At 72.0% G+C, this 21115-nt stretch carries 22 protein-coding genes and 1 pseudogene; 14 read left to right on the top strand and 9 right to left on the bottom strand.

The genetic code is table 11. From position 1 onward, the window contains the following. Positions 1–7: 7 nt before the first annotated feature. Positions 8–391 (bottom strand): DoxX family protein, encoded by a 384-nt coding sequence (locus B072_RS0121105; protein WP_018531965.1) that lies wholly within the window; start codon positions 389–391, stop codon positions 8–10. An 84-nt stretch (positions 392–475) separates the two neighbouring features. Continuing rightward, positions 476–1300 (bottom strand): NAD(P)H-binding protein, encoded by an 825-nt coding sequence (locus tag B072_RS0121100; protein WP_018531964.1) that lies wholly within the window; start codon positions 1298–1300, stop codon positions 476–478. A 97-nt stretch (positions 1301–1397) separates the two neighbouring features. Between B072_RS0121100 and B072_RS0121095 the strand changes: the two genes are divergently transcribed. Next, positions 1398–1811 carry a winged helix-turn-helix transcriptional regulator gene (locus tag B072_RS0121095; RefSeq protein WP_018531963.1) on the top strand — a complete coding sequence of 138 codons (414 nt, stop codon included), beginning with the start codon at positions 1398–1400 and terminating at the stop codon, positions 1809–1811. Then, complete coding sequence (locus B072_RS0121090; RefSeq protein WP_018531962.1) at positions 1808–2974, top strand: DUF2786 domain-containing protein; 1167 nt, start codon at positions 1808–1810, stop codon at positions 2972–2974. The genes B072_RS0121095 and B072_RS0121090 overlap by 4 nt, the downstream gene beginning before the upstream one ends. A 236-nt stretch (positions 2975–3210) precedes the next feature. Here B072_RS0121090 and B072_RS0121085 read toward each other — a convergent pair whose 3' ends face one another. Then, a complete protein-coding gene (locus B072_RS0121085; RefSeq protein ID WP_018531961.1) occupies positions 3211–4311 on the bottom strand; it encodes a Gfo/Idh/MocA family protein in 1101 nt (366 codons plus the stop codon). Positions 4312–4440: 129 nt separating this feature from the next. Here B072_RS0121085 and B072_RS0121080 point away from each other — a divergent pair, with 129 nt between their 5' ends. Beyond that, complete coding sequence (locus B072_RS0121080) at positions 4441–4803, top strand: ArsR/SmtB family transcription factor (protein WP_018531960.1); 363 nt, start codon at positions 4441–4443, stop codon at positions 4801–4803. Between the two features lie 62 nt (positions 4804–4865). After that, entirely contained in the window at positions 4866–7094 is a 2229-nt protein-coding gene (locus tag B072_RS0121075) for an FUSC family protein (protein WP_018531959.1), read from the top strand. A 39-nt stretch (positions 7095–7133) separates the two neighbouring features. Here B072_RS0121075 and B072_RS0121070 read toward each other — a convergent pair whose 3' ends face one another. Next, a complete protein-coding gene (locus B072_RS0121070) occupies positions 7134–7682 on the bottom strand; it encodes a hypothetical protein (protein WP_018531958.1) in 549 nt (182 codons plus the stop codon). A gap of 235 nt (positions 7683–7917) precedes the next feature. On the opposite strand from B072_RS0121070, the gene rpmG reads away from it, so the two are divergent. Genes rpmG through B072_RS0121055 form a run of 3 tightly spaced genes read left to right on the top strand, consistent with a single transcriptional unit; the run spans position 7918 to position 9517 of the window. Then, positions 7918–8082: a 50S ribosomal protein L33 gene (gene rpmG, locus B072_RS0121065; protein WP_018531957.1), complete on the top strand. Its 165-nt coding sequence runs from the start codon at positions 7918–7920 to the stop codon at positions 8080–8082. Positions 8083–8087: 5 nt separating this feature from the next. Continuing rightward, positions 8088–8372: a type B 50S ribosomal protein L31 gene (locus B072_RS0121060; protein ID WP_018531956.1), complete on the top strand. Its 285-nt coding sequence runs from the start codon at positions 8088–8090 to the stop codon at positions 8370–8372. Next, positions 8369–9517, top strand: coding sequence for a GTP-binding protein (locus B072_RS0121055; RefSeq protein WP_018531955.1), 1149 nt, complete (start codon positions 8369–8371; stop codon positions 9515–9517). Before B072_RS0121060 ends, B072_RS0121055 begins: the two co-directional genes overlap by 4 nt. A 46-nt stretch (positions 9518–9563) precedes the next feature. Here B072_RS0121055 and B072_RS0121050 read toward each other — a convergent pair whose 3' ends face one another. Next, positions 9564–11024 (bottom strand): aldehyde dehydrogenase family protein, encoded by a 1461-nt coding sequence (locus B072_RS0121050; RefSeq protein WP_018531954.1) that lies wholly within the window; start codon positions 11022–11024, stop codon positions 9564–9566. Between the two features lie 99 nt (positions 11025–11123). Continuing rightward, positions 11124–11990, bottom strand: a complete 867-nt coding sequence (locus tag B072_RS0121045) for a helix-turn-helix domain-containing protein (RefSeq protein ID WP_018531953.1) — start codon at positions 11988–11990, stop codon at positions 11124–11126. A gap of 255 nt (positions 11991–12245) precedes the next feature. On the opposite strand from B072_RS0121045, the gene B072_RS0121040 reads away from it, so the two are divergent. Continuing rightward, complete coding sequence (locus B072_RS0121040) at positions 12246–12746, top strand: ATP-binding protein (protein WP_026246102.1); 501 nt, start codon at positions 12246–12248, stop codon at positions 12744–12746. A 103-nt stretch (positions 12747–12849) separates the two neighbouring features. Here the strand turns inward: B072_RS0121040 and B072_RS0121035 are convergent, their stop codons facing one another. Beyond that, positions 12850–13089 (bottom strand): DUF397 domain-containing protein, encoded by a 240-nt coding sequence (locus B072_RS0121035; RefSeq protein ID WP_018531951.1) that lies wholly within the window; start codon positions 13087–13089, stop codon positions 12850–12852. A 359-nt stretch (positions 13090–13448) separates the two neighbouring features. Between B072_RS0121035 and B072_RS0121030 the strand changes: the two genes are divergently transcribed. The 4 genes from B072_RS0121030 to B072_RS0121015 all read left to right on the top strand — a co-directional run bounded on the left by B072_RS0121030 (position 13449) and on the right by B072_RS0121015 (position 16490). Then, positions 13449–13979 (top strand): DinB family protein, encoded by a 531-nt coding sequence (locus B072_RS0121030; RefSeq protein ID WP_026246101.1) that lies wholly within the window; start codon positions 13449–13451, stop codon positions 13977–13979. Positions 13980–13996: 17 nt separating this feature from the next. Continuing rightward, complete coding sequence (locus B072_RS0121025) at positions 13997–14638, top strand: PadR family transcriptional regulator (RefSeq protein ID WP_018531949.1); 642 nt, start codon at positions 13997–13999, stop codon at positions 14636–14638. 131 nt (positions 14639–14769) lie between these two features. Then, positions 14770–15720 carry a daunorubicin resistance protein DrrA family ABC transporter ATP-binding protein gene (locus B072_RS0121020; RefSeq protein ID WP_018531948.1) on the top strand — a complete coding sequence of 317 codons (951 nt, stop codon included), beginning with the start codon at positions 14770–14772 and terminating at the stop codon, positions 15718–15720. Beyond that, positions 15717–16490, top strand: a complete 774-nt coding sequence (locus B072_RS0121015; RefSeq protein WP_018531947.1) for an ABC transporter permease — start codon at positions 15717–15719, stop codon at positions 16488–16490. Before B072_RS0121020 ends, B072_RS0121015 begins: the two co-directional genes overlap by 4 nt. A 70-nt stretch (positions 16491–16560) precedes the next feature. Here the strand turns inward: B072_RS0121015 and B072_RS0121010 are convergent, their stop codons facing one another. Both B072_RS0121010 and B072_RS0121005 read right to left on the bottom strand, forming a co-directional pair. After that, positions 16561–17988, bottom strand: coding sequence for a glutamate decarboxylase (locus B072_RS0121010; RefSeq protein WP_018531946.1), 1428 nt, complete (start codon positions 17986–17988; stop codon positions 16561–16563). Between the two features lie 42 nt (positions 17989–18030). After that, on the bottom strand, positions 18031–19332 hold the full coding sequence (locus B072_RS0121005; protein WP_018531945.1) for an ion channel protein: 1302 nt from the start codon (positions 19330–19332) through the stop codon (positions 18031–18033). A gap of 97 nt (positions 19333–19429) precedes the next feature. Here B072_RS0121005 and B072_RS0121000 point away from each other — a divergent pair, with 97 nt between their 5' ends. Both B072_RS0121000 and B072_RS0120995 read left to right on the top strand, forming a co-directional pair. After that, positions 19430–20197, top strand: a complete 768-nt coding sequence (locus B072_RS0121000) for a MerR family transcriptional regulator (RefSeq protein WP_018531944.1) — start codon at positions 19430–19432, stop codon at positions 20195–20197. Positions 20198–20359: 162 nt separating this feature from the next. Continuing rightward, positions 20360–21031, top strand: a pseudogene (locus B072_RS0120995) (DedA family protein); the annotation flags it as partial. Positions 21032–21115: the final 84 nt, after the last annotated feature.

The following is a 21115-nucleotide window of genomic DNA, read 5'->3' as shown; positions in this document are numbered from 1 at the left end:
CCGCGCCTCAGCCCGTGAAGGACTCGGGACCGAACCGGCCCCACGCGACGAACACCGCGAGCGCGAGATGGACCACGTTCAGCGCCACGAGCGGGTACTCGCCGAGCCGGCCGTGGGTGACCATCGCGCCGACCATCAGCGCCACCCAGCAGGCGGCGGTCACCGGCACCAGGACCGGCGCGACACCGAGCGCGGCGGGCAGCACCAGGCCCACCGCGGCCAGCAGCTCCAGCACGCCGAGGGTCTTCACGAACCCGGCGCCGACACCGGCCGTCCACCCGCCGCCGTGCGCCGCGGCGATCTTCTCCTTCGGCACGAACGACTTGGTGACACCGCCGGTCAGCGCCACCGCCGCCAGCAGTCCCGCCGTGATCCACAGTGCGAGGTTCATCGTCCACATCCTTGGTTCGGGCTCGGGGTCCGGTGTGCTCGGTGGTTCGACCCCATGGACGAGACGGCGCCCGCGCCTGTGACATCAGCGCGGCAGAGCATCCCGGTAGACGGCGGCGGCGTCCCGCGGCGCCCGTCCGAGCAGCTCCCGCAGCGCGCCCCGCTCGCCCTGAGGGATCCGCGAACCGTCCATGAACCCGGCCGCGATCACCGCGTACGTGCCCACGAGCATCGGCACCTGGAACGGCAGCGCCCCCGACCCCGCGATCCGCGTCCGCGCCCCGGCGAGCGTGCCCGGCACGTACGCGGCACCGGCCACCGCCGCCAACTCCGTTCCGCCCAGCGGGACTTCGCCCACCAGCTCGTACGTGCGGCCCGCGTGCCGCGCCGGGTCGAGCGCCACCCGCACCGCGACCTCGGCCAGGTCGTCGCGGGCCACCGCCGCGAGCCGGCCCGTGCCGAGCGGCGCCGTGACGACACCGTCCGGGCCGGGGGCCGCGAGGAAGGCGAGCAGCTCCGCGTACAGGCCGTTGCGCAGGACGGTCCGGCTCAGGGAGGACTCGCGCAGGCGGCGCTCGGTCCAGCGGTGGGCGAGGGCGTACGTGAGGTGGTCGCCGTCGCCGGACAGGCTCGTGTAGACGACGTGGCCCACGCCCGCCTTCTCGGCCGCGGTGATCGCCGCGTCGTGCCGCGCGATGACCTCGTCGTCCTCGCCGTAGCCCGCCGAGATCAGCAGCAGCGTGTCCACCCCGGTGAAGGCCTCGGCCAGCGTCCGCGGGTCGTCGAAGTCCACGCGACGCTCCCCGGCGTCGCCGGGCGAACGCGTGCCGAGGACGACGTCGTCGCGGCCCGCGAGCCGCCCTGCGATCAGTGAGCCGAGCCCGCCGGATACGCCTGTGACCAGCAGCATGAAGGTCCCCCTCGGGTAATGAGCCGATGCGTCGGTGCGTTGCGATTGCTGAGACCATCGTTGGGGCGCGGGACGCTGCGCGTAAGGAGGCACTTTCATGTCTGTCGGGCACACGGAGGTAACCACGGTGACCACCGACCCCGCACCCGTGGTCACCTGCGAGGACCACGACGACTGCGGCATCCGTGACGTCCTGGACCGGCTCGGCGACAAGTGGTCGGTGCTCGTCGTGGTCGAACTGGCCTCGGGCGTACGGCGGTTCAAGGAGCTGCAGCGCGCCGTGACCGGGATCTCGCAGCGCATGCTGACGCTGACCGTGCGCCGCCTGGAGCGGGACGGCCTGGTGACCCGCACCGTGTACGCGACGGTGCCGCCGCAGGTCGAGTACGAGCTGACCGCGATGGGGCACAGCCTCACCCACCTGATCAAGGGCCTCGCCGACTGGTCCCGCGACCACAAGCCGGCCATCGCCGCCGCCCGCGCGGCCTGGGACGAGGCGAACCCGGCATGAGCTCCACCGGCACGACCGTCGAGCGGGCCTTCGCGGCCGCGCTGTACGCCACCAAAGACGCCGACGGCATCGACCTCGGCGCCTCCCTGCTCGCCGCCGACGCGTCCGCCGACGCCGAACTCGCTCTGCGCGGGCGTGAGTTCGTGCGCCGGGCGTGGGAGCGCGGCTGGCAGCCCGCCGACGTGCTCCGCATGGTCGTGCGCGAGGACGGGCTCGACGACGCCCACGCGCGGCTCGCCGCCCACCTCGTCCGCGCCGAGACCGCCCGCTACGACACGCTCCCGCCGCGCTGGTCGGCCCAGCTCGCCGACCTCCCGGAGGCCCGCGAGGCGCGCCAGGACCGTTTCACCGCCGCGACCGTCGCCCTGGAGCTGTACCGCCTCCTGCTCCGGCTCCCCGCGATCGAACCGGTCGGCCCGGTCCCCGGCGAACAGGTCACCGTCCCCGTCGCCGGTGAGCCGCGCGCCCTGGCCCGGATCCGCGCGCTGCTCGCCAAGGCGGAGGCGACCGGCTACCCGCCGGAGGCCGAGGCGCTCACCGCCAAGGCGCAGGAACTGATGGCCCGGCACTCGGTCGACGAGGCGGTGCTCGCCGCCCGTACGCACACGAAGGACACCCCGGCCGCGTGCCGGATCGGGGTCGACGCCCCGTACGAGACGGCGAAGGCGGTGCTGCTCGACGCGGTGGCGACCGCGAACCGCTGCCGCGCGGTCTGGAACAGCGCGTTCGGCTTCTCGGCCGTCGTCGGGTTCGAGGCGGACCTGGAGGTCGTGGAGCTGCTGTACACGTCGCTGCTCGTGCAGGCCGACGCCGCGATGACGCGGGCCGAGGCGGAGCAGCGGGCCGCCGGCCGCAAGCGCACGAAGACCTTCCGGCAGTCCTTCCTCGCCGCGTACGCGCACCGCATCGGCGACCGGCTCGCCGCGGTCGCCGATCAAGTGGTGGGCGGGGAGGGCGAGTTGCTGCCGGTGCTCGCGGCGCGGGACGTGGCCGTGGCGGGCCGGGCCGAGGAGATGTTCCCCCGGACCGTGACGACGCGGGTCAGGGGCGTCACGGACGGCGCGGGCTGGGACGAGGGCGGTGCGGCGGCGGACCGGGCACGGCTCGGGGACGCGTCCGCCGGCCCGGGTCCGCGTGGCCGGCTGCGGCCCGGCGGGGGCTGATCGCGCCCCGCGCCCCTGTCGCCTCGGCGTCTGCCGGTTTCTCCTGTCGTGCGGCTGACGGCCGGTGGGGCTTCTCGCGCAGTTCCCCGCGCCCCTGAAGCATGCGCTGCGCGCAGCGTCCCCGATGAGATGCCGCACGAAGTGCGCATCTCAGGGGCGCGGGGAACTGCGCGAGAAGCCACGACGAAAGCCGCAGCCGCGAACCGGGCGCACCCGGCAGACGGGAAGGCGCCCCGTCACACCCGCCCCGCCGCCCCCTCGATCCGCTCCAGCACCCGATGGTGCCGGACGGCATGCGCGAAGTCCGGGACCACCGAGGTCCCGTCCGCCAGATCGCGCAGGATCTGGGCGTAGGCGGCGCCGACGTTGTACGCCTCGGTGCCGCGCACCGCGTCGAGCGCGGGGTCGAAGTACCGCTCGGGGACGGTGAGTTCGGCGAGCCCGGGGTCGGAGCCGCGGGCCCCGGTGATGACGTACTCGCCCATCTGCAGATGCCCGTGGTCGCCGGTGACGACCAGGTCGCCGTCCGTTCCGTTGATCTCCCAGCGGAAGTTCGTGCCCCGCGACAGGCCGCCCCGGAAGTGCACGGAGGCCACCGCGCCGGAGGAGAGCACCCCGCCGAGGACGACCTGGTCGGCGACGTCGGGCCGGTGGACCCGGCCGGAGCGCGGATCGGTGAGCGCCCGGCGCCGGGTGGCGGTGACCGCGGAGATCTCGTCGAGGTCGCCGAGCACCGAGGTCAGGCCGTCGAGGGTGTGCCCGAACGGGATGGTCAGCATGTTCGCCCCGGACGCGCGGTCGAGGAGGTACTCGGCGCCCTCCGGGAAGTCCGCTCCCCAGCCCCGGCCCGAGGCCACCAGGCTGGTGGAGAGCACCTCGCCGACGTAGCCGTCCGCGACCAGGTCGCGCAGATGGCGTACCAGCGGGGCGAAGCGCGCCTGCAGCCCGGTGAAGGTGCGCAGCCCGCGCCCGGCGGCGAGCGACGCCAGCTCCTCGGCCTCGGCGACGCCGGTGCCCAGCGGCCACTCGGAGAACACCGCCTTCCCCGCGGTCAGGGCGGCGCGCACGATCTCCCGGTGGTCCGGCACCTTGACGGTGACCACGACCAGATCGACCTCGTCGGCCGCGGCCAGCTCCGCGGCGCTCCCGTAGGCGTGCGCGATGCCGTGCTTCTCGGCGGCCCGTTCCGCGGACTCGGCGCTGCTCGCGGAGAGCGCCCGCACCTCGAAGCCGTCGAGCAGCCGCAGCGCGGGCAGATGGCCGCGGGTGGCCCAGCCGCGCCGGGCGGAGAGGCCGACGATGCCTACGCCGATGGGGGACTGCGGGGACGACGGCATGACGGGCTCCTCCGGTGGGCGGCGCGGGCGCTAGACTGTTCGACGAGAGGCGAACACCCGAGAGTGTACGCACGGCATCGAACACTCTGCAAGGCCGATCTCGGGCGGCAGCGGAAGGGAGTGCGCGCAATGACAGCCACCGAGGCCACCGGGGCCGCGGCGCCCGCCGGGACCGCGAGCCACCGCGCGGCGCCGGTTCATGTCCACCCCCGGGAGGTGTCCCTGGAGGCGGCCCTGCTCGCCCTCGCGGACCCGGTCCGCCGCACCCTCGTACGGGAACTGGCCGCGTCCGGCCCCTGGGAGCGGACCTGCGGCACCTTCGACGTACCGGTCACCAAGGCCACGCTGAGCCGGCACTTCTCGGTGCTGCGCGAGGCGGGACTGCTGGAGCAGAAGGACGCGGGGGCGCGCCGTCTGAACCGGCTGCGCGAGGAGGAGTTCGACGAGCGCTTCCCGGGGCTGCTCGCCCTGGCGCTGCGCGAGGAGGGCTGACGCCCGAAGGCGAAGAACGGCCGATCGCCCGGTTTGACGTGATGTGACCGTATTCTTGCGGGGTGAGCTGGTTCCGGGCGCTGAAGGACACCACCCGCTCGGGCCTGACCGTCGAGCGGAAACGTCTGGAACCCCTCGTCGCCCTGCGCGGTGCCGTCGGCCTCGCGATCGTCGTCGCCGTCAGCCTCGCGGCGTTCGGTCCCGCGGTGGCGGCCGGTTCGGCGTTCGGCGCGTTCCAGGCGGCGATCGCCACGTTCCAGCGCAGCTGGCGCCCGCGCCCCGAACTGGCCCTCGCCTCCGGTGCCAGCCTCGGCATCTCCACGTTCCTCGGCTATCTCACCGGCTCCCACCTGGCCTTCTTCCTGCCCCTGCTGGCCCTGTGGACGTTCCTGGCGGGCCTGGCCTGGGCGGCGGGCCCGACCATCGGCATCATCGCCTCGTCCAACGTCGCGATGATGATGGTGACGATCACCCTGCCGACGACCGTCGCCGAGGCCGCGGGCCACGCCGCGATGATGGTCTTCGGCGGCCTGGTCCAGGCGGCCCTGGTGATCCTCTTTCCCGTACGCAGATGGGGAGCGCACCGCGACGCACTCGCCGACGCGCTCGCCGCGGAGGCCGACTACGCGCGGCGCCTGCGCCACGACCCGCTCGCCCCGTTCGACCCGCAGCCGCTGATGCTCGCGCGCAGCGCCGCCGCCCTCACCCCGCGCCAGGCCCGCACCCGCCCCGCCCAGCTGCACGGCGCGCGCGGCATCGCCGAACGCATCCGCCCGGTCCTCGCCTCCCTCGCGGACCCGGCGGTCGGCGTCCCCGAGGAGGGCCTCGAGCGCGACCGGGTCCGTGAACTCCTCGCCGCCGCGGGATCGATCCTGGACGCGGCGGCCCGCGCCATCCGGCAGGGCCGTCCCGTCCGGATCCCGGCCCCCGCCGTGGCCGTCTTCCGCACCCCGGACACCGGCGCCATCCTCACCGGCCCACCGCACCGGGCGGCGGCCCGGCTCGGCTCGCTGCTGAGGGACGTCCTGGAGACGGCGGGCGCCGTGGAACCGCCGGACCACGACGCGGACCCCCTGTGGCACCGGCTGCCGTCGCCACCGTGGGCAGGCGCCCACCGCGCCCGCCGGCGCGGGGCCGGCGCCTCAGCCGGCCCCCGGCCCACCGCACCCCCGGAAGCCCTGCCCCGCCCCACCCTCCTGCGCCTGCTCCCCGCGGCGGTCCGGGCCATCAGGAGGGACGCCCGCCCCGGCACCCCGATCTTCCGCCACGCCACCCGCGTCGCGGCGGTCGCCGTCGTCGGCTACCTGATCGGCAACGCCCTCCCCTTCGGCCACGGCTACTGGGCCCCCATGGCGGCCGTCATGGTGATGCGCCCCGACTTCTCCCAGACGTACTCCCGCGCGGTCGCCCGCTTCTTCGGCACCCTCGTCGGCGTGACCGCGGCGACGGCCGTCGTCCAGCTCGCGCACCCGGGCACCTGGCTCTCCGCCGCGCTCGCCGTGGTCTGCGCGGGCCTGATGTACCTGCTGATGCGCACGGGGCAGCTCGCGGCCCAGGCCTGCGTCGCCGCGTACGTGGTCTTCCTGCTCGGCATGGGCGGCCAGACCTGGAGCCAGACGGTGCCCGAACGCGTCGTCCTGACCCTGATCGGCGGTGTCCTCGCGATGCTCTCCTACGCCCTGTACCCGGCCTGGGAGACCCCGCGGCTGCGCACCCGGCTCGCCGAGTGGCTCGTCGCGATCGGCGAGTACGCGGCCACGGTCGTCGACCACTACGCACACCCGGCGGGCAAGTCCTGCCCCGACGTCCGCGCCGCCCTGCTGGCCGCGCGGGACGCCCACATCGCCTGGGAGCAGGCCGCGGCCCGCGCCAAGACCGAGCCGGTGCGCAGCCGGGGCCTGTCCCGCGCCGCCGCCGACGACGCGGCGCACGCCCTGCACCACCTGGGCCGCGTCGCGATGCTGATGGAGGCCCATCTCCCGGAGCGCGACACCACCCCGGTACCCGCGGCGGCCGACCTCGCCGAGGCGCTGCGCACGGCGACCCGCGACGGCGCCCGCGCCCTGCGCGAACGCCGCGTCCCGCGCTGGAAACCGGTCCGCGAGGCCCTGGACGCCTGGGACGGCGAGGGCGTCCCCGACCGGGTCGTGCGCCGCGGTGCCGGTCTGCTCCTGGAAGCACTGGAGCAGCTCTCCGACGCCCTGGACACGGACGAGCCGCCCATGACGGTGAAGCCGGACGAGCCGAACGGCGCCGGGCCGCGCAACTCCGCGGAGAGCACGGCCCGTTGACCGGGTCCTGAGCGGACCCCGAGCGGATCCGGCCGGGTGTCAGCCCGTCGGCAGATCGCTCGGCAGGTCGGTCGGCAGGTCGCTGGGAAGACCGCTCGGAAGTCCCGTGGGCAGTCCGCCGGGCAGGTTGCCGTCCGTCGACTTCTTGAAGGTGTCGTTCGCCCCGGCGTCCCACGAGACCCGCATGGTCGTACCGGAGCTGGACCGGATCGTGCCCATGGTGCGGTCGGTGTTCCCGTCCGCGCACCTGAGGCTCAGCGTCTTCCTGCTCGCCCCGGACACGGTCCCCGTGCACAGGTGCCCGTCACCCGTGCTCAGCGACGCCTGCTGGGAGGCGATCACGAGGACGACCGGCCGGCCGTCGGTGGTCGCGCTCCAGATGCCGTCGACGTTCTTCGCGGAGCCGGTGCCGGTACCGGACGACGCGGTGCCGCCGGACGTCCTGCCGGAACTGTGGCCGCTCGACTTCCGGCTCTTGTGCTTGCCGCTGCTGTGGCTGCCGCTGCACCCGCTGACGGCGAGCGCCGCCGCGACGACCGCGACTCCCACGACGACCCGTACGTTCCTGCTGCGGTTCTTGCTGTGCACAACTTCCCCCTAGGTCACTGCTGTTGCTGCTGAATCGCCGGAGCAAGCTACCAGCCGTCACCGACAGGACTTGCGGACTCCGCGCAGGAATCGGGCGTGCCCTTGCTCACGCGGGTTGACCCTCGACAGTTCGGCCATCGGACCTTCACCGCACGAACACGACTGTGACGCACCTCTCGGCCGGGACGCCCGATCCTCTATTGAAAACGGGAGTCATTTTCATATACTGGGCCGCATGGCACGCAACGAACTCCGACCGGTGATCAAACTCAGGTCCACCGCGGGGACGGGCTTCACGTACGTCACGCGCAAGAACCGCCGCAACGACCCCGACCGCATCACCCTGCGCAAGTACGACCCCATGGCGGGCCGTCACGTCGACTTCCGAGAGGAGCGCTGACCGTCATGCAGAACGGCATCCACCCCGCGTACGCCCCCGTCGTCTTCCGGGACCGCGCCGCGAACCACACCTTCCTCACCCGCTCGACCATGACGAGCGAGAAGACGGTCGAGTGGGCGGACGGGAACACGTATCCCGTCGTCGACGTCGAGATCTCCGACGTCAGCCACCCCTTCTACACCGGCAACCAGCGCGTCCTGGACACCGCGGGCCGCGTCGAGCGCTTCGAGCGCCGGTACGGAAAGGCGGCCGAGGGAAAGGCGGCCGAGGGAAAGAGCGGCGGCCGGTGAGTCGGCTGCCCGTCGTGATCGTCGGCGGCCTGCACGCGGATGCGCGGCGGGCCGCCGTCGACGAACTGCTCACCGCCGTCCCCGGCAGCGTCGCGCTCCACCACGACCTCTCGACCGCCGTGCGGGGAACGGTCGTACGGACCCTGCGCGACGCCACCGGCATCCTCGCCACCGGCGACGCGCCCCTGGTCAACGACTGCGCCTGCTGCGCGCTGCGCGAGGACCTCGTCCCCGAACTGGAGCGCCTCGCGGACACCGGGCTGACCCGGCTCGCGGTCGTCGAGCTGTGGGACTCGGTCGAGCCGCGGGCGACGGCCGAACTCGTGGCCGCCCAGGGCGGCCCGGACCTGCCGATCAGCACCGTGATCACGGCGGTCGACCCGGCGCTGCTGCTGCCGTACCTCGGCAACGGCGACGACCTCGCCGACGCGGGCCTCGCCGCGGCCACCACCGACCTGCGCACCGTCGCCGACACCTGGGCCCGCCAGCTGGAGTACGCGCCCGTCCTCGCGGTCGCCGACTCGGCGCGGGCCGACGACGAGGACCGCGCCCTGCTCGCCCAGCTGCACCCCACGGCCCACCAAGTCACCCTCGGCAGCGGCACGTTGGCGGCGGCCGCGCTCACCGGGAGCTTCGACGTCGAGGCCGCGGCGGCCGCCCAGCACCCGGCCTGCGCCCTGCTGCCCACCGACGCGGACGAGGCCGGCGTGGGCACGCTGGTGTGGCACGCGCGCCGGCCCTTCCACCCGGAGCGGCTCTACGCCGCCGTGGAGCACCTGACCTGCGCGGCGGCCCGCAGCCGCGGCCGCTTCTGGCTCGCCGACCGGCCCGACACCCTGCTGCACTGGGACGCCGCGGGCGGCGCCCTGTGCGTGGCGAACGCGGGACCCTGGCTGGCCTCGCTGCCCGACGCCGCGTGGGAGACGGTCCCGCCGGTGCGCCGGGCGGCCGCCGCGCTCGACTGGCACCCGGAGCACGGCGACTGCTGCCAGCACCTGGTGTTCACGTCACCCGGACTCGACCGCTCCCGCCTCGAAGTCCTCCTGGAATCCTGCCTGTTGACGGACGCGGAGTACGCGGCGGGACGCGAGACGTGGCAGCGCCTCAAGACGACCCCGGCCTTCGACACCTTCCTGGGCGCTTAGCGAGGCACGACCCCGGGCACGATCCCGGGCGCGGCCCCCGGCGCGGTCAGAAGGGGAACCGGCTCCGTCCGTGCTGCACCGAGATCCACTTCTGCGTGGTGAACGCCTCCACCGTCGCGTCGCCGTTGAGCCGGCCGAGGCCCGACCGCTTCTCGCCGCCGAACGCGACGAGCGGTTCGTCGTGCACGGTGCCGTCGTTGACGTGGATCATGCCGGTGTCGATCCGCTGGGCGAACGCCACGCCCCGCTCGATGTCGCCGGTGTGCACGGCCCCGCTCAGCCCGTACGGGGTGTCGTTGGCGATCCGGACCGCCTCCTCGTCCCCGTCGAACGGGATGAGCAGCGCCACGGGTCCGAAGATCTCCTGGCGCAGCACGGGGGAGTCGGCGGGCAGCCCGCCGAGCACGACCGGCTCGACGACGTTGCCCTCGACCCCGCCGCGGACGAGCGGCGTCGCGCCCTCCGCGATCGCCTGCTCCACGACACCCGAAAGGGCGTCCGCCTGCGTGGAGTTGATGACCGGCCCGATCACGGTCGCCGGGTCGTGCGGGTCGCCGCACTTCAGCGTCCGCACCTTGGCGACGAACTTCTCGGTGAACTCCCGCTCCACCTTCCGGTCCACGAGGATCCGGTTCGCGGCCATGCAGACCTGGCCCTGGTGGATGAACCGGCTGAAGACGGCCGCGTCGACCGCGTAGTCGATGTCGGCGTCGTCGAGCACGGTCAGCGCGCTGTTGCCGCCCAGTTCGAGCACCGCGCGCTTGAACTGCGAGGCGCACACCGTCGCGACGTGCTGCCCGATCTTGTCGGAGCCGGTGAAGGAGATGACCTTCGGCACGGGGTGGGTCAGCAGGGTGTCGCCGATCTCGGCGATGTCGGTGATGACGACGTTGAGGAGGCCGGGCGGCAGGCCCGCGTCCTCGAAGATCTTCGCGATCAGCGAGCCGCCGCAGACCGGGGTGTCCTGGTGCGGCTTGAGGACCACGCCGTTGCCCAGCGCCAGCGCGGGGGCGACCGACTTCAGGGAGAGCAGGAAGGGGAAGTTGAAGGGGGAGATGACCCCGACGACGCCCACCGGCACCCGGTAGACCCGGTTCTCCTTGCCGTCCACCGGTGACGGGATCACCTCGCCCTGCGGCCGCAGCGTCAGCTGGACGGCCTCGCGCAGGAACTCCTTGGCGAGATGGATCTCGAAGCCGGCCTTCACGCGCGTACCACCGAGCTCGTCGGTGATCGCCCCGACTATCGCGGCCTCGCGCTCCTCGATCAGGTGCAGCGCCCGCTCGAAGACGGTCCGGCGCGCGTACGCGTTGGTCTGCGCCCACTCCTTCTGCGCCCGCTCGGCGGCCCGGTACGCCTCGTCGACCTCCTCGACCGAGGCGACGGTGATGGAGGCGAGCTTGTCACCGCCGTACGGGTTCAGGTCGATGATGTCCCACGCCCCGCGCCCCTGACGCCAGGTGCCGTCGATGTACTGCCGGTCGAGTTCCGTGAAGTAAGACGTCATGGGCAGATCCCTTGCTGCAGCGCCGGACACCTGAAGTGTCGTCATCGTACGACCGGTGCCTGTCAATGGCGGCAGAAGATCTGTCAACTGCTGTTGTGGTCAGGCGAATTCGGTCAGCATGCGACGGATGAGCCGGATGCTCTCCTCCGGCGTCGGGCACTGTTCCCGCAGGTCCGCCATCGCTCTCTCGTACTGCGCGACGTCCTCGCGTTTGTCCAGGTACAGCGCACTGGTGAGCTGTTCGAGGAAGACGACGTCCGAGAGATCGGACTCCGGGAAGGTGAGCAGGGTGAAGGTCCCGGACTCGCCCGCGTGCCAGCCGTGGCTGAACGGCATGATCTGCAGGGTCAGATGGGGCAGTTCGGCCATCTCGATCAGATGCTCCAGCTGCCCGCGCATCACCTCGGGCCCGCCCTGCGTCCGGCGCAGCGCGGACTCGTCGAGTACGAGGCCGACCTCCGGCGCCCGCTCGGCGAACAGCACCTTCTGGCGGGCCAGACGCAGCGCGACCCTGCGGTCGATCTCCTCGGCGGGCGCGCCCCGCATGCCCTGCGCCACGACCGCGTGCGCGTACGCCTCGGTCTGCAGCAGGCCGTGCACGAACTGCGCCTCGTACCCCCGGATCTGCGACGCGGCGCCCTCCAGACCGACGTACGTCTGGAACCACCCCGGCAGCACATCGGAGTAACTGTGCCACCAGCCCGCGACGTTGGCCTCTTTCACGAGCGAGAGCAGGGCCTCGCGCTCGGCCTCGTCGTTCACTCCGTACAACGTCAGCAGATCTTCGACGTCCCTCGCCTTGAAGCTCACCCGTCCCAACTCCAAGCGGCTGATCTTCGATTCCGAGGCGCGGATCGAGTAGCCGGCGGCCTCCCTCGTGATGCCGCGCGATTCCCTCAGGCGCCTCAGTTGTGAGCCCAGCAGAATGCGCCGCACCACCGAGCCGCTCGACTCCCCAGCGGTCACGTCTCTTCCTCCCCATCGGTTCAGGGGGCGAAGTCTGCCACTAAACGCTCCACCGTGTGCTCAGCCGGTTACAGAAACGGAAAGATCACGAAAGGGCTGCGCAAGAAGTCGTAGGGAGAAATGAGCAAGAAGCGGTACGGGAAGGTCCAAGTCCGGCGCGTGCACGTGCATCTGCCCTTGCATCCGGTGTACGCATTCGGAACGATGGTCGTCACCACCGCTCGCTACGTACTGCGAAACTGGGGAGTGCCTCGCATGGGGACGAACGGATCGACCATGCTCGAGCCATTGGACGCGTTAAGGCGCGGCCTGCCTCCGATCGACCCCTCCGCCGTTTCCAGTGCCGCGTCGTGCGCTCTGCCCGCCCGCTTCGAAGCGGTGCGCAGCGCACGGGAGTTCACCCGCCGCACCCTCGCCGACTGGGACGTGCCCGAGCGCTTCGACGACGTCTGTCTGGTCGTCTCCGAGCTGGTCACCAACGCCCTGCGGCACGCGCTGCCCGCCGACGCCGCGCAGAGTCAGGACCCGCCCGTGCGGCTGCACCTGATGCGCTGGGCCTCACGCGTGGTCTGCGCGGTGCGCGACCCCAGCGACGAGAACCCGGAAGCCGGGGACGGCGAGGACGTCGTGGACGACTCCTGTGCGGAGTCCGGCCGTGGACTCTTCCTCGTCGACTCCTTCAGCGACGGCTGGGGCTGGCATCCGCTCGCCGGCCGGCTGAGCGGCAAGGTCGTCTGGGCCCTGTTCAGACTCTGAAGCCGGACCCGTCCCAACGTACGGACGGGTAGGGGCGGTTGGGTCTCGGGTCTACGCGCGTCGGTGACGTACCGTCACCCGGGCGCGGGCCGTCGGCCCGCGGTCAGCCGGCTATCAGGTGGTCGAACTCCCCGTCCTTCACGCCGAGCAGCAGCGCCTCTATCTCGGCCGGCGTGTAGACGAGCGCGGGCCCGTCGGGGAAGTTCGAGTTGCGTACGGCCACCCGGCCGCCGGGCAGTTTGGCGAACTCCACGCAGGATCCCTGGGAGTTGCTGTGCCTGCTCTTCTGCCAGACCACCCCGTGCAACTCCGTGGCCGCCATGCCGTTGTACACGTGGTCCACGGTTCGCTCCCGGTGGTGCTGTAAGTGCCGCATCTGTGAACTGGTCCGCCTGCCCCTGTGACGGTTGTCAACTGATGTCGACCTCTGCCAACTTCTGTGAAAGCGGAGATCAACTGCCCCAACTGTCCAGGATCATAGCTGCGTTCATATGCCGCTGCATGGGCAGATGCACGTGCACGCGCGGTGTTCTCGTGGTTACAGCTCCGCTGTCATCTGCCCCGTCACCTGCGCGGCATGCGAAAGCCGGCACGCCGTCGGCCATTGCGGACAGAACCTGACCGCAAGTCTCCCTACCTTCGTCAGTGCGGAGAGCGAGACCGCGCGAGACGATGTACGAGACCTGCGAAGGGCGGCCCATCATGGTCATGCACGTGAACCCCGAAACCCGCGGCGACGAGCGCGGGGCACTGCTCGCCTTCATCGAGGAGCAGCGTGGCGGCATCCGCCGTTCCCTCCTCGGCCTGACCGACGAACAGGCGTCGTCGACACCGAGCGCGAGCGAGCTCTCCCTGGTGGGCCTGGCCAAGCACGTGGCCGAGGTCGAGCAGGGCTGGCTGGACCTCGCCCGGCGCAACCGGGCCGAACGCGACGTCGCGTCCTACGTCGACGGGTTCCGCCTCCTGGAGGGCGAATCGGTGGCGTCGGTCCTCGCGCACTGGGACGAGGTGGCGGCCCGCGTCGAGAAGTTCCTCCGCGCGGCCCCGAGCCTGGACGACACCTTCCCGCTGCCGGACGAGCCCTGGTTCCCCGACGGCCAGGAGGTCTCGCTGCGCTGGATGTGCCTGCACCTGATCCGGGAGATCGCCCGGCACGCGGGGCACGCGGACATCATCCGCCAGTCCCTGGACGGCAAGACCGCCTTCGAGCTGGTCGCCATGGCGCAGAGCTGACGTCCTACGCTGGGCGCATGTCAGCGATCCGCCTCCTGGTCCTCGGGGCCGTGCGCCAGCACGGCCGCGCGCACGGCTACCAAGTCCGCAGCGACCTGGAGTACTGGGGCGCCCACGAGTGGTCGAACGCCAAGCCGGGCTCGATCTACCACGCCCTCAAGCAGATGGCGAAGCAGGGACTGCTGGTCGCGCACGAGGTCGCGCCGTCCACGGCCGGCGGTCCGCCGCGCACCGAGTACGAGATCACCGGCCGGGGCACCGAGGAGTACCTGACCCTGCTGCGCGAGGCCCTGGTCTCGTACGACCAGAAGCCGGACGTCCTCGCCGCGGCCCTCGGCTTCGTCGTGGACCTGCCGCGCGAGGAGGCGGTGACCCTGCTCAAGGAGCGGGTGCGTGCCATCGGGGGGTGGCGCGACGCCGTCACCGAGTACTACACGCCCGAGGGCGGTCCGCAGCAGCTCGGTCACATCGGCGAGATCATGAACTTCTGGGTCCACTCGGCCGACTTCGGCGCGGAGTGGACCAAGGGGCTCATCGAGCGGATCGAGGGCGGGGCGTACGTGTTCGCGGGGGAGGGGGAGCCGTTCGTCGGGGTGCTCGCCGAGGGCGAGGAGAACCCGTACGCGACGGACGAGGAGCATCCCGGGGACGCCCGCTGAATCCGGTCGGCCAGGGCCATTAATCAAGTTTGACCAATCTCGGCGCGGGTATTACCTTGCTGGAGTAGTCAAGTTTGATTAGCGACGCTGGTGATCGGCTGATCGCGAGCAACCGGACGTGAGGGGACGAGGTGACCGGAGCGGCGATCGCCGTCGAAGGGGCACACAAGCACTACCGGGACAAGCGGGCGCTCGACGGGCTCGACCTGGAGGCCGGGCGCGGCACCGTGCACGGCGTGCTCGGCCCGAACGGCGCGGGCAAGACGACCCTGGTCCGCGTCCTCGCGACCCTGCTGCGCGCGGACGCGGGCCGCATGGAGGTGGCGGGCCACGACGTGCGCACGGAGCCGGACGAGGTGCGCCGACGCATCGGTCTGCTCGGCCAGCACGCCGCGGTGGACGAGGAGTTGAGCGGTCGGCAGAACCTGGACATGTTCGGCAGGCTGCACCACCTGGGCGCGCGCCGGGCCGCCCTGCGCGCCGGCGAACTCCTCGCCCGGTTCGGCCTCGCGGACACCGGACGCAAGCCGGTCAAGGCGTACAGCGGAGGCATGCGCCGCCGCCTGGACCTCGCGGCGTCGCTCATCACCGACCCCGAGGTCCTCTTCCTCGACGAGCCGACGACGGGCCTGGACCCGCGCGGCCGCGCCGAGGTGTGGGAGGCGGTGCGCTCGCTGGTCGGCGGCGGCACGACGGTGCTGCTCACCACCCAGTACCTGGAGGAGGCCGACCGGCTCGCCGACCGGATCTCGGTGGTGGACCGCGGCCGGGTCGTCGCGGACGGCACCCCGGACGGGCTCAAGGCACGCCTGGGCGGCGACCGGATCGACGTGGTGGTGCGGGAGGCGGCCCAACTGCCCACGGTCGCGGCCCTGTTGCCCGCGGGCGCCACCGTCGACGCGGAGCGCCGTCTGGTGAGCGCGCCCGTGACGGACCGGATGGCCGCGCTCGCCGACGCCGTGCGGGCGCTGCGGGACGCGGGGGTCGACGCCGAGGACATCGCGCTGCGGCGCCCGACCCTCGACGAGGTGTTCCTGCACCTGACCGAGCGCGACACGGACCCTGTGGAGGTGCGGGTATGACCGCCATGAGCTGGGCGCTGACCGACTCCTGGACGATGACGCGCCGGGAACTCGCCCACTGGGCGCGGCAACCGGTGCAGATCCTCGTCGGGCTCGTCTTCCCGGTGATGCTGCTGCTGATGTTCGGCTACCTCGTCGGGGGCGGCAAGGGCATCGAGGGCGGCTCCACCGGATACGTGGACTTCCTGGTCCCCGGCATGTTCGCGCTGACCATGGCCTTCGGGCTCGAGTCGACCATGCTGGCGGTCACCCAGGACCTCGACAAGGGGGTGATCGACCGGTTCCGCTCCCTGCCGATGACCGACGGGGCGGTCCTGGTGGGCCGTTCGGCCGCCGACATGCTCCAGTCGCTCGTGTCCCTCGCCCTGATGGCGGCGGTGGGGCTCGCGCTCGGGTGGCGGGCGCACGGCTCGGCGGGCGCGACGCTCGCCGCGTTCGGCCTGCTGCTCCTGCTGCGGTTCGCGATGCTGTGGATCGGCATCTGGCTGGCCATGGTCGCGGGCCGTCCCGAGCTGGTGCAGGCCGTGCAGATCCTGGTCTGGCCGGTCGGCTTCCTCTCCAACGCGTTCACGGTGCCGGAGAACATGCCGGACTGGCTCGGCGCGGTGGTCGAGTGGAACCCGATGTCGGCGACGGCCTCATCGGTGCGGCATCTGTTCGGGAACCCCGGCGGGGCGGACGAGGTGTGGCCGGCGGTGGTGTGGCCGGTGGTGCTGGTGGCGGTGTTCTTCCCGCTGGCGGTACGGCGGTTCAGGGCGTTGAGCAGGTAGACGGTGCGTCGCCGGGCGCGGGGGACTGTGCGACCAGCCCTCACCGGGCCGCGCCCGACGACGCGACCCCTCAGTGGTGGAACCCGGTCGCCGCGTCCCGGTCACGCGTGTTGGGGTGCGGCTGGCGGCGCAGCTCCGGCAGCAGCCGGCCCAGGTCCTCGACGAGCAGGTCCGCCAGGTCGGACGAGAAGCCGTTGCGGCACACGATCCTGAGCACCGCCAGGTCCTCCCGGTGCGCCGGGAACGTGTAGGCCGGCACCAGCCAGCCCCGTTCCCGCAGGCGCCGCGACACGTCGAACACGTCGTACGACGTCACCTCGTCCGCCGTCGTGAAGGCGAACACCGGCAGCTCGTCGCCCCGCGTGATGAGCCGGAAGTCGCCGAGCGCCTCGATGCGGTCGGCCAGGCTCCGCGCCACCTCCCGTGTCGCCTGCTGCACGGCCCGGTACCCGTCGCGCCCGAGCCGCAGGAACGAGTAGTACTGCGCGACCACTTGGGCGCCGGGACGCGAGAAGTTCAGCGCGAACGTCGGCATGTCGCCGCCCAAGTAGTTGACGCGGAAGACGAGTTCGTCCGGCAGCGCGTCCGCGTCGCGCCACAGCGCCCAGCCGACGCCCGGGTACACGAGCCCGTACTTGTGCCCCGAGGTGTTGATGGAGGCGACCCGCGGCAGCCGGAAGTCCCACACCAGGTCCGGGTCGAGGAACGGCGCCACCATCGCGCCCGACGCCCCGTCCACGTGCACGGGGATGTCGAGCCCCGTGCGCTCCTGCAACGCGTCGAGCGCGGCGCACAGGTCGGCGATCGGCTCGTACGACCCGTCGAAGGTGGACCCGAGGATCCCGACGACGCCGATCGTGTTCTCGTCGCAGAGCTCGGCCGCGGCCTGCGGGTCGAGATGGAACCGGTCGCCCTCCATCGGCACCTGCCGCGCCTCGACCTCCCAGAAGGTGCAGAACTTCTCCCAGCAGACCTGCACGTTCACGCCCATGACCAGGTTGGGGCGGGCCTCGCGCGAGGGGTACCGGTCCGCGTTGCGCTGCGCCCAGCGCCGCTTGAGCGCCATCCCGGCGAGCATGCAGGCCTCGCTCGACCCGGTGGTGGAACAGCCCACGGTGGCGGACGGGTCCGGCGCGTTCCACAGGTCGGCCAGCATGGCGACGCAGCGCCGCTCCAGCTCGGCCGTGCGCGGGTACTCGTCCTTGTCGATCATGTTCTTGTCCCGGCACTCCGCCATCAGGACACCGGCCTGCGGCTCCATCCACGTCGTGACGAAGGTGGCCAGGTTGAGGCGCGAGTTGCCGTCGAGCATGAGCTCGTCGTGGACGATCTGGTACGCGGTCGACGGCGGCAGCGGCCGGTCGGGCAGCCGGTGCTTGGGCGGTGCCTGCGTCATCCCGGCGGTGGGATTCGCCTCCCCGTAGAAGGGGTTGAGCGGCACGAGGGGCTGGTCCTTCTCGTCCGGCTTGTCGGCCGGGCTCCGGTGCAGTGGCGACATGTCCGTGACTCCTTCGCGGGGAGTGGTGGTTGAGCCGGCGGCTCAGCGGATGGCGGAGCCGTCCTCCGACAGTTGCATCTGCGGGCGCCCGGTCACCAGGAGCCAAGCGGGCAGAGATGCGATGCACATCAGCGCGATGATGGCGGGCGAGGCGACGAGCACGGCGGCGGTGAACAGGCTGACCCAGCCCTGCCGGGTGACGGCGAGCAGCACGCCGAGGACGCCGGAGGCGATGCCGACCGCCGGATCCACGCCCGGGACCAGCGCGTACGCGCACAGCCCGAACGCGGCGCCGACGAACACCGCGGGGAAGATCCGCCCGCCCCGGAACCCGCAGGACGCGGCGACGAGCAGCGCCGCCAGCTTCACGACCGCCATCAGGGCGAACTCCCCGGCCGACCAGCCGTCCGGGTCGGCGGCCAGCTCACCCACCTCGTGCAGTCCCTTGAAGAGGGTGAGGTGTCCGCCGAGCGCACCGAGCAGACCGAGCACGAGACCGCCCAGCGGCAGCATCAGCATCGGGTGGCGCAGTGCCCCGAAGGCGCGGTGGACGTACGGGAACGCGTACACGGCGAGCATGCCGAGGACCGCGGCCGCGCAGGCGACCACGATCGCCGCCAGCAGATCGCTCCAGCCGGGGTTCCCGAACGGCGGCAGGCCCAGGTCGAAGGTGGGGGAGGCGATCAGCGCGGTCGTCATCGCGCCCGCGCCCGCGGCGAGCAGCGGCCCGAAGAGGTTGTCCCACAGGGAGCCCTTCATCGGCAGCGGCCGGCCCGCAAGCTGCTCGGAGATCAGCAGCGCCGCGGCGATCGGGGTGCCGAACAGGGCACCGATGGTCGCCGCGCTGGCGAGCGAGACCCACAGCATGGCGGGCGTGGCGGGCAGCAGCTTCTTGCCCAGCCAGAACGCGAGGCCGACATTGATGGCGATGATCGGGTTCTCCGGGCCGAGGCTCGGCCCGCCCGCCAGCATCAGCGCACAGGCCAGGGCGAGCCCCGGCAGCACGTACACCGGCAGCGGCGCCTCACCGCCCAGGCCCATCGTGGCCGGGTCGGGGCCCGCGTGTCCCGGCACCTTCCACACGACGAGCCCCACGGCGACGCCGGTGACCGTGAGGACCACGATCATCCACAGGGACGAGTACCCGCCGACACCGAGCGCGTCCGGCAGGTCCTCCCACAGCACGTCCTGCAGCCGCTCGGCGACCCAGTCCAGCGCGAGGAACAGCACGCTGCAGGCGACGCCCGTGACGAGGGCGGGCAGGACGAGCGGGAGCAGGGCGCGGGCCGGGGACGCGGGGGGCGGCGGAGGTGACGGGGACGCGGCAGGGGCTTCGATGGTCACGGCGCCACCCTAAGCGGACATTCGGCGTATAACACCCGGAAAATGTCGAGCGGCACGGACTTGCACCTCACGTCGCGTGAGGACGCAAGCTGAACCCATGAGCGCCACGAACTACTCGGTGGGCCAGGTCGCCGGGTTCGCCGGGACCACGGTGCGCACCCTGCACCACTACGACGAGATCGGCCTGCTGGTCCCGAGCGAACGCAACCACGCGGGCCACCGCCGCTACAGCGAGCAGGACCTGGACCGGCTCCAGCAGATCCTCTTCTACCGGGAACTCGGCTTCCCGCTGGACGAGGTCCACACCCTGCTGGACGACCCGTCGACGGACCCCCGCGTCCATCTGAAGCGGCAGCACGACGTGCTCGTCGCCCGTATCGAGAAGCTCCAGAAGATGGCCGAGGCCGTCGAACACGCCATGGAGGCACAGAAGATGGGAATCCAGCTCACCCCCGAGGAGCGCTTCGAGGTCTTCGGGGACAAGGACCCCGAGCAGTACCAGCAGGAGGCCGAGGAGCGCTGGGGCGGCACCGAGGCGTACGCCGAGTCGCAGCGCCGCGCCGCCACGTACACCAAGGACGACTGGGCCCGCATCAGCACCGAGACCGAGGACTGGGGCGTGCGCTACGCCGCCCTGGTCGCGGCCGGCGAGGACGCCGAGGGTGAGCGCGCCATGGACCTGGCCGAGGAACACCGGCAGCACATCTCACGCTGGTACTTCGACGTCTCGTACGAGATGCACGTCTGCTTCGGCGACATGTACGTGGCCGACGAGCGGTTCAAGGCGTTCTACGACGCGATGGGCGAGGGCGTCGCCGAGCACCTGCGTGACGCGATCCACGCCAACGCGGTGCGGCGGTCCTGAAGCGGACGTCGCCGCAAGACGGCTCGAAAGGGACAGGTTTGCCACAGCTGCCGGACAGTGCATCCTGAGAGGGCTACTGGAACCTGGCATGGTTACCCGGCGTTGATAACTTTGCATCGCCATTGCCCAAGCCTTCTCTAGCCCCCTCAGGAGCCCGGACCCGTGACGACCCTTGCTCTCGGACCAAGCTGGCTCGACCCGGACTACCTGCTCAACACGTTCGGCATCTGGGGTCTGCTCCTGATCGTGTTCGCGGAGTCGGGTCTGCTGATCGGCTTCTTCCTGCCGGGCGACTCGCTGCTGTTCACCTGCGGCCTGCTGATCACCACGAACCAGCTGGACTTCCCGCTGTGGGCGGCGATCGCCCTGATCTGCCTCGCGGCGATCCTCGGTGACCAGGCGGGCTACGTCTTCGGCAAGAAGGTCGGTCCTTCGCTGTTCAGGCGCCCGGACTCCAAGATCTTCAAGCAGGAGAACGTGACGAAGGCGCACGAGTTCTTCGAGAAGTACGGCCCCAAGTCCCTGGTCCTGGCCCGCTTCGTGCCGATCGTCCGCACGTTCACGCCGATCATCGCGGGCGTCTCGGGGATGCGGTACCGCTCGTTCATCACGTTCAACGTCATCGGTGGCGTGCTGTGGGGCGCGGGCGTGACGCTGCTCGGCTCCTGGCTCGGCAAGATCGACTTCGTGCACAAGAACATCGAGGCGATCCTGATCCTGATCGTGCTCGTCTCGGTGGTGCCGATCGCGATCGAGTTCCTGCGGGCCCGCAGCAAGGCCAAGAAGGCCCCGACGAGCGAGGTCCCGGGCCAGCCCGGCGCCCAGCAGCAGCGGGGGCGGCACGCGAAGCGGTAGTCCGCCGGAGGTCTTCGGGCGCATTGCCGACTGCGGGTCGGCATCGGGCAGACGGCACTCCGC

This window comes from Streptomyces sp. HmicA12, from assembly GCF_000373565.1.
Classification (GTDB): Bacteria; Actinomycetota; Actinomycetes; order Streptomycetales; family Streptomycetaceae; genus Streptomyces.
The sequence above is the reverse complement of the archived record's forward strand: the minus strand, read 5'-3'. Positions and strand labels throughout refer to the sequence as shown.

What these genes read in the sequence shown, in the direction of transcription:
- B072_RS0121105 (WP_018531965.1), bottom strand. Translation starts at nt 391, where the DNA reads ATGAACCTCGCACTGTGGATCACGGCGGGACTGCTGGCGGCGGTGGCG.
- B072_RS0121100 (WP_018531964.1), bottom strand. Translation starts at nt 1,300, where the DNA reads ATGCTGCTGGTCACAGGCGTATCCGGCGGGCTCGGCTCACTGATCGCA.
- B072_RS0121095 (WP_018531963.1), top strand. Translation starts at nt 1,398, where the DNA reads ATGTCTGTCGGGCACACGGAGGTAACCACGGTGACCACCGACCCCGCA.
- B072_RS0121090 (WP_018531962.1), top strand. Translation starts at nt 1,808, where the DNA reads ATGAGCTCCACCGGCACGACCGTCGAGCGGGCCTTCGCGGCCGCGCTG.
- B072_RS0121085 (WP_018531961.1), bottom strand. Translation starts at nt 4,311, where the DNA reads ATGCCGTCGTCCCCGCAGTCCCCCATCGGCGTAGGCATCGTCGGCCTC.
- B072_RS0121080 (WP_018531960.1), top strand. Translation starts at nt 4,441, where the DNA reads ATGACAGCCACCGAGGCCACCGGGGCCGCGGCGCCCGCCGGGACCGCG.
- rpmG (WP_018531957.1), top strand. Translation starts at nt 7,918, where the DNA reads ATGGCACGCAACGAACTCCGACCGGTGATCAAACTCAGGTCCACCGCG.
- B072_RS0121060 (WP_018531956.1), top strand. Translation starts at nt 8,088, where the DNA reads ATGCAGAACGGCATCCACCCCGCGTACGCCCCCGTCGTCTTCCGGGAC.
- B072_RS0121050 (WP_018531954.1), bottom strand. Translation starts at nt 11,024, where the DNA reads ATGACGTCTTACTTCACGGAACTCGACCGGCAGTACATCGACGGCACC.
- B072_RS0121040 (WP_026246102.1), top strand. Translation starts at nt 12,246, where the DNA reads ATGGGGACGAACGGATCGACCATGCTCGAGCCATTGGACGCGTTAAGG.
- B072_RS0121030 (WP_026246101.1), top strand. Translation starts at nt 13,449, where the DNA reads ATGGTCATGCACGTGAACCCCGAAACCCGCGGCGACGAGCGCGGGGCA.
- B072_RS0121025 (WP_018531949.1), top strand. Translation starts at nt 13,997, where the DNA reads ATGTCAGCGATCCGCCTCCTGGTCCTCGGGGCCGTGCGCCAGCACGGC.
- B072_RS0121015 (WP_018531947.1), top strand. Translation starts at nt 15,717, where the DNA reads ATGACCGCCATGAGCTGGGCGCTGACCGACTCCTGGACGATGACGCGC.
- B072_RS0121010 (WP_018531946.1), bottom strand. Translation starts at nt 17,988, where the DNA reads ATGTCGCCACTGCACCGGAGCCCGGCCGACAAGCCGGACGAGAAGGAC.
- B072_RS0121000 (WP_018531944.1), top strand. Translation starts at nt 19,430, where the DNA reads ATGAGCGCCACGAACTACTCGGTGGGCCAGGTCGCCGGGTTCGCCGGG.